Source organism: Brevundimonas sp. CURTG3B2_SDJG (assembly GCF_057364705.1).
On record NZ_JBNFOJ010000169.1, the window covers coordinates 1 to 6696 of the forward strand.

Sequence of the window (6696 nt, forward strand, 5' to 3'; positions counted from 1 at the left end):
GCCCCGCAACGATCCAAGGCCTTTGCACCCACGGACCCGACCCATCGCATCACGGCCCACAAGAGGGGGGCTTGACGGCCTCGCTCAGCGACCCTGCCATGACGGCGGTCTGGGCGACCAGGGCGGCGAGCGCCCCCAGCGCCGTTACCGCCGCGGTCCCGCCCAGCACGGGGCGAGCCCACGACAGGTCCGCTCCCTCCCCGCGCGGGAAGCTGTAGAGCAGGAACAGCGGCGCGCCGAACAGGACCACGCCGCCTCCGTACTGAAGCCAGCGGAGCGCGACGACCGCGAGGTCCAGCACGGCCTCAGCGCACCGAGAAGGCGTAGGACCCCGTCATCCGGTGCCCGTCGCTCGAAGCGATCCGCCATTCGACACGATAGGTTCCGGCGGCCAGCGGTCGTGCCGCGGCCCCCGTCAGGGTCCTGCCGTCCTCGCTCACCGAGGTGCGCATCGCGACCTTCCCTCCGGCCGCGTCGATGACGTCGAAGCCGGAGAAGGCCGGAACCGAGCGCTCGCTGAACGTCAGGCTGATCGTCCGGGGCGCCGCCACCGTCGCATTGGGCGCCGGCGTGGCGCTGACCAGCCGGGCGTGCGCCGCGACCGATCCGGGAATGACCGCGAGGGCGACGGCGAGGGTCAAGGGCGCGAGGCCTGGGGTCCGCATGGTTTCGATCTCCGGGCGCCGGCCGGTCCGGGCCTTCCGAACCCTCTACGCGCCGTGCGGCTGCGCCCCTCGGGGCCGCGCGGTCTAGTGCGCCCACCTGAGCGACAGGCCGATGGTCCTCGGGCGCAGCGGCGTGATGGCCTGGGCGTCCGGCAGTCGGAAGGGGTCGCTGTAGGCGAAGGTGTTGGCCTCGGTGTCGAAGAGGTTGTCTATGAAGGCCACGGCGCTCCACCGGTCGGCCTCCACGCCCAGGGCGACTCGGGCGTAGGCGTATCCGCCCATCGGATGGCTGGACGGAATGTCGAACGTCAGATGAGACGGCCCCACGTAGGCGACGTTGCCGGCCGAGACCAGCGCCAGATCACTCCCTATCGGCCGCCTCCAGACCGCCGACAGGTTGGCCGAGGACCGGGGGACGCCCGGGAGGTTCGCCGCATGCGCCATGTTGAAATTCACCTCGGCCCGCGTGACGGCCGAGGCGGCGAGCAGCGCGTTGCCGCGGATTTCCAAGTCCTGGAACGGCCTGATCGCGGTCTCGACCTCCAAGCCGAGCGTTTCGCCGTCGCCGACGTTGACCACATAGCCCAACCCGCTGGGCAGGAACTGGTCGCTCTGGATGTTCTTCCAGCTGGAATAGAAGGCCGCCGCCCGCACCACGCCCCTGCCGTCCCAGAACGCGGTCCGGGCGCCGATCTCGTAGTTCCAAAGCGTGTCTCCGCCGTAGTCCCGGGTCTCGGGATCCAGTTCGGGCACGCCTCCCCCGCCCACGATGCCTGCGGTGTTGAAGCCGCCGGCGCGATGCCCCTGCGAAATCTGCGCCGACAGCGACAGCTGGTCGCTCAGATGCCAGAGAACGGCGACCTTGGGCGAGACGCCGCCTGTCGCGTCGCGTCCATCAAACCTCCGGCGTCTCGTGCGCTGGACGATGTTGGAATCGGTGCTGAACGACAGGCCGTAGACGCGCGCGCCGGCGACGAGCGTCACATCGGAGGCCAGGTCGTACGAGGCCTCGCCGAATAGGGCGAGCTCGGTCAGGCGATCGACCCGATCCTCGGTGTAGATGGGCAGCTCCGTGGTGCGAAGCACCAGCAGCGTCGCGTTGGACCGCGTCTCGTTCAACGAGGCCATCACGCCCGCCGTCCAGCGCAGGCGCCCGGGGCCGCTCGAGTTCAAGGCCGCCTCGCCGACCAGCAGACGGACGTCCTTGCTCTCGTCCAGCGCGCCTTGCTGGGCGAGCGAGCCGAAGCGCTTCAGCGCGCTGGAGGCGTCGTAACGGCTTTCGAAGTTGTGCCGGATATACGCCAGCGTGCCGTTGAGCTCGCCCCAGGCGCCGACGCCGGTCAGGTTGATCGCGGCTTCCTCGAAGGTGTTCCGGTGCGGTTCACGCACCAGATTGCTGCGCCGGACGCCTCCGACGGTTCGGTAGATGTAGTGGGTGTCCTCGGTCTCGATGGTCTGGCGCAGGCCGCTGGCGGTGACCGTCCAGTCGGGCGTCAACTGCACCGAAAGGGCCAGGCGGCCCCCGTGCCGCCGCCCCTCGTTGATGCGGCGCAGGTTCAAGCTGACATCATTGATGTAGCCGCTGAAGGCCTCTCGATAGGCGACGCCGCGCACGGCCGCCCGCCCTTGCGCGAAGGCCAGGTTGCCCGCGGCCGACAGATCCGTGTTCGTGCCGCCGTAGTGGGTCCGTGACGCGATCGCGGAGACGTCCAGCGACGTGTCGGTCAGGTTGGGGCTGCGAGTGATGATGCGCACGACGCCGCTGATCGGACCGGTGCCGTAGAGGGTTCCCTGCGGGCCGCGGGCGACCTCGACCCGGTCGATGTCCACCAGCTTCAGATCGGGATTGGGCGCGTTGTAGGTGATCGGAACCTGGTCGAGGTAGAGGCCGACGGTCGACTGGGTCAGTCCGGTGAACGCCCCGTCCGACAGGCCGCGCAGAAAGATCTTGTTTCGACCGGGCCCGAGGTTGGTCACGTTCATACCCACCACCAGGGCTTCCAGGGCGTTGATGTCCGTCGCGCCCGCCAGCGCCATCTGATCGGACCGCAAAGCCGTCACCACCGCCGACGAACGCTGGATTTCCTCGGGCCGGCGGCTGGCGGTGACGATCACCTCCTCCAGCTGGGCCTCCAGGCCGGCCGGATCGGGCGGTGCGGCGGATGGCGCGACGGCCGGCCTTCCCGCCGCCGAGGCGGGCTCCAGGCCTGGATGTAGACCGAGCCGTCCCGGCGAAGGATGTGTCGGCAACCGGATTCGCGCAGCACGCGTCTGAGCGCCGCCTCCAGCGTCATGCGCCCGGTCAGATGCGGGGCGCGGCCGCGGCAGCGTTCCAGCTCCCCTCCCATCGAAACCCGCGCCTGGACCGCGACATTCAGCAGAGCGTCCTGCGTCCGCTGGGGCTGGATGTTGAACACATGGGTCTGGCCGGCGTCCGCCAGGGCCGCGGCCGGCGCCAGACCCCAGGCCGCGGCGCCGATCAGCGCCGCGCGCGAATTCAGGCTGCGCCGGCGGCGCTCACCCGGCGTCACGTCCCGCCAGCGCAATTTCGGTCGAGGACCGACTGACGCGGACGGGAACAAAATCTTGAAGCTGCTTCAGCATCTGGGCTTCGTCCCCGAGCTGCAGCACCCCCGTGAAACGAAGCGAAGCAGCAGCAGGGTTGAGTGTAACCGGCTTGTCAAAGTAGCGCGACAGGTCTTCCGCCACTTCGGACAGCGGACTGTTGCGATAGACCAGCACGCCGTCCCGCCAGGACAAGGCTTGATCGCCCGACAGGGCGCCGATCGTCGCCGCCCCCCCGCCGCGCTGAACCAGCTTGCGGCCAGCCTCCAGCCGCGTCGGAGCTTCCTTGGGCAGCGCCACCTCGACGACGCCGCGCTGCACGGAGACTTCGAACCGCGAGCCGTGGTTCAGAACATTGAACACGGTCCCCAGGACGCGCACCGAGCGCGCGCCGGACTGGACGACGAACGGGCGCGCGGCGTCGGGCGTCACCTCGAATGCGGCTTCGCCGTCCTCCAGCCGCACGGCGCGCACCTGGGGGTCGGTCGAGACCGAGAGCTCGGAGCGCCGGTTCATGTAGATGCTCGAACCGTCCGCCATGACGATGGTCCGGGGTTCCGCATCCGTGCGGTAGACGACGAAGGCGGCCGGCCGGAAGGCCAGCCATAGGCCGAGGGCGAGCACGAGCGTGGCGGCCAGCGCCAGCACCGGAGCCCATGGAATAGAACGCCGCGGACGCCGGGCGGAGCGCAGCGGGATCACGGCTGCGTCTTCCTCCGCGTCCCGGGTCTCCACGGTTTCGACATCCAGCCAGACGGCCTCGACCGCGTCATAGGCCAGGCGGTGCCGGTCGTCGGCCTCCAGCCAGGCGCAGAACGCCAGCCAGGCATCCTCGCCGGCCTCCTCGTCCTGGAGCGTCGCAAACCATTTCAAGGCCTGCTCGCGGATATGATCGTCGATGGGCATCATTCTTGAGCGCCGTCCCGCCGACTGAAGGCGGTGTTCAAAGTCTTCGACGGAGCCGAGGGCCCGCCACCTCCGGAATATTCGCGCCCGGCGCGATTTTTTCGACGGCTCACGACTTCACCGTCCCGGCCAGCGCGCGCAAGGCCTCCATCATGTGCTTCTCGACGCCGCTGCGCGAGATCCCCAGCCGCTCGGCGGTTTCAGCGTAGCTCAAACCCTGGAACTTGTGCATGCGGAACACTCGCCGGGTCTTTGGCGGCAGGGTCTCCAGGGCCTCCAGCAGGGCGGCGAGCCGCTGGCGGCCGGACACCATCTCTTCGGCGGACGGGACGTCGGCGACATCCTCCCCCACGCCTGTCACATGATGAACTCGCCGCCAGGCGTCGTCTCGAACCGTCGCCTGACGCTGCGAGCGGATCCGGTCCATCAGCAGGTTCGAAGCCAGCCGGTACAGATAGGCCCGGGGATTCTGGATGTCGGAGTCGCTCGCCGCCGCCACGCGCAGATAGACGTCCTGCAGCACGTCCTCGACATCGCCCGCGGGGCCCATCCGCGCCCGGAGGAACCGGGCCAGCGCCTCTCGCTGGCCGAGGTACTGGTCGATCAGGGCTGAGGCCGGCGGGGCGGTCAAATTCTGGGTCGCATCCCTAAGGTGACGCTCGGAACCTGCGGCATCGACCGCCTTATTTCAATGCGTTGCACTTTTTTCTGAGGCGATGAGGCGACGGCGCCGTCTCACGGGCAAGGGCGGCGTTTCGCGAGTTCTCAGGGTTCGGATCATGACATCGATCTCCGGCGCGTCGGCTGCGCTCGGGCGGGATGCACGCCGGGCCTGGTCACCGCCCCATGTATGATCTCTGGCGCTCCGGCTTCGTTCGGCGTCCGCTCGCCGACATCGTCGCACGCGGCGGGCCGCCGGCCGACGAGATCGTCTGGCTGCCGTCCGGCGGTCCCTTCGAATATCTGGCCGACCCGTTTCCGATCGAGCGGGACGGGGCCGTCACGGTCTTCGCCGAAGCCTTCGACTACCGGATCCGCCGCGGAGAGATCCACGCCCTCACCTACGATCGGAACGACCGGCTCGTCGCCCGGACGGTGGCGCTGGCCGAGCCCTGGCACCTCTCCTACCCCGCACTGCTGGAAGACGAGGGCGACCTGTTCATGCTGCCCGAGGGCTACAAGTCCGGCGGCCTGACCCTCTATCGCTGCGTGCGCTTCCCCGATCGCTGGGAGCCGGCGGCGCGGCTGCTGGACGCGCCGGCGATCGACGCCACAGTGACCCGCCATGGAGGGCTGTGGTGGATGTTCCACGCCCTGCCGGGCCCCGACGACCGCGCCATGCGCGAACTGCACCTGATGTCGGCGCCGCGCCTGACCGGCCCCTGGACGCCGCACCCGCTCAACCCGGTGCTGACCGGCTGGAACTGTTCGCGGCCCGGCGGGACGGCCTTCACCTTCGACGGCGCGCTGCACCTGCCCGTCCAGGATTGCACCGGCGCCTACGGCATCGCGATCAATCTGCTCCGGATCGATCGGCTCGAGCCCGGCGCCTTCTCCGCCCGGATCGTCCAAAGATTCGAGCCCGGCGACCTGCTGCCGGATTTCGGCGACGGGCTGCACACCCTTTCCGGCCATGGCGGGGTGAGCGGGGTCGACCTCAAGCAGGTGACCTCCTCCCCGAGCGAGCCCTGGGTTCGGCTGACCTTCAAGGCCCGCAAGCTGCTGGGCCTGAACGGGCCCAGAGCTTCGCGCGGGAGAGCATCCGACGCGGCCGTCGGCTCACACGGCCTCGGCGTTCAGGGAGTCTGAGCGGATGCGCATCGCGATCGTCCTGCCCCGCGGAGCCCGATACGATCCGGTCAACGGCAACTCCATGGAGACCGTGGTCCGCACCCTGTCGCGCGAGAGCCGCTTCGCGGCCACGACCTACGTCATCTGCGATGGCGACGAGGCCGATGTCTCGACGGCGGACGTCCTGCGCGTGCCGGCGGGCCTCGGCCGGGCGGCGCGCAACGCCGCGGTGATCCGCCTCCTGGAGGGACTGGCGGCCGACGTCATCGAATTCCATCAGCAGCTCAAGGCCGCCGCGCATATCGCGCGCCGCTTCCCCGACGCCGTCCGGGTGCTGCATCGCCACACCCGCATCAAGCCGCCCCGCAACCTGATCGAGGGCTTCCGCTACCGGTCGCGCCTGCGCGCCTTCGACCGGCTGGTCTTCGTCAGCCGCGCCGCCGCCGACGAGTTCGTCCAGGACTATCCGGCCCTCGCGGACCGCGTCTCGGCGGTCTGCAATCCGATCGACGCGGCGGCGTGGCGTGGCGATCCGAAGGACCGCGATCCCGTCGTCCTGTTCGCCGGCCGCGCCATCCCCGAGAAGGGACTGGATACGTTCTGCGGCGCGATCGCGGCGGTCCTGGACCGGCGCCCTGATTGGCGCGCGACGCTGCTGCTCGGCGACTGGGAGCGGCACCAGGCCTGGGCCGCGCCTCACGTCGACCGGCTGGCCCGGTTCGGCCGATCGCGTCCGCGTCGTCCGTTCCGCATCCCCTGGAGGAAGCCC

General features: G+C 69.8%; 8 protein-coding genes. 2 read left to right on the plus strand and 6 right to left on the minus strand.

Going from position 1 to position 6696, the window contains the following annotated elements; genetic code table 11:
- Window positions 1–49: 49 nt before the first annotated feature.
- The 6 genes from AC2W7C_RS11850 to AC2W7C_RS11875 form a co-directional block, all read right to left on the minus strand.
- Window positions 50–301 (minus strand): hypothetical protein, encoded by a 252-nt coding sequence (locus AC2W7C_RS11850; RefSeq protein WP_486001622.1) that lies wholly within the window; start codon window positions 299–301, stop codon window positions 50–52.
- Between the two features lie 4 nt (window positions 302–305).
- Window positions 306–665: a copper homeostasis periplasmic binding protein CopC gene (gene copC, locus AC2W7C_RS11855; RefSeq protein WP_486001623.1), complete on the minus strand. Its 360-nt coding sequence runs from the start codon at window positions 663–665 to the stop codon at window positions 306–308.
- 84 nt (window positions 666–749) lie between these two features.
- The gene (locus AC2W7C_RS11860; protein ID WP_486001624.1) at window positions 750–2780 is read right to left on the minus strand and encodes a TonB-dependent receptor; all 2031 of its coding nucleotides are present in this window, start codon (window positions 2778–2780) and stop codon (window positions 750–752) included.
- A complete protein-coding gene (locus AC2W7C_RS11865; RefSeq protein ID WP_486001625.1) occupies window positions 2777–3211 on the minus strand; it encodes a hypothetical protein in 435 nt (144 codons plus the stop codon). The genes AC2W7C_RS11860 and AC2W7C_RS11865 overlap by 4 nt, the downstream gene beginning before the upstream one ends.
- Window positions 3183–4139, minus strand: coding sequence for a FecR family protein (locus AC2W7C_RS11870; RefSeq protein ID WP_486001626.1), 957 nt, complete (start codon window positions 4137–4139; stop codon window positions 3183–3185). The genes AC2W7C_RS11865 and AC2W7C_RS11870 overlap by 29 nt, the downstream gene beginning before the upstream one ends.
- A 106-nt stretch (window positions 4140–4245) precedes the next feature.
- Window positions 4246–4767 (minus strand): RNA polymerase sigma factor, encoded by a 522-nt coding sequence (locus AC2W7C_RS11875; RefSeq protein WP_486001627.1) that lies wholly within the window; start codon window positions 4765–4767, stop codon window positions 4246–4248.
- Window positions 4768–4982: 215 nt separating this feature from the next.
- Here AC2W7C_RS11875 and AC2W7C_RS11880 point away from each other — a divergent pair, with 215 nt between their 5' ends.
- Together AC2W7C_RS11880 and AC2W7C_RS11885 are read left to right on the plus strand one after the other, a co-directional pair.
- Entirely contained in the window at window positions 4983–5945 is a 963-nt protein-coding gene (locus AC2W7C_RS11880) for a glucosamine inositolphosphorylceramide transferase family protein (RefSeq protein WP_486001628.1), read from the plus strand.
- Between the two features lie 4 nt (window positions 5946–5949).
- A partial coding sequence (locus AC2W7C_RS11885) for a glycosyltransferase (protein ID WP_486001629.1) occupies window positions 5950–6696 on the plus strand: 747 nt, incomplete at its 3' end.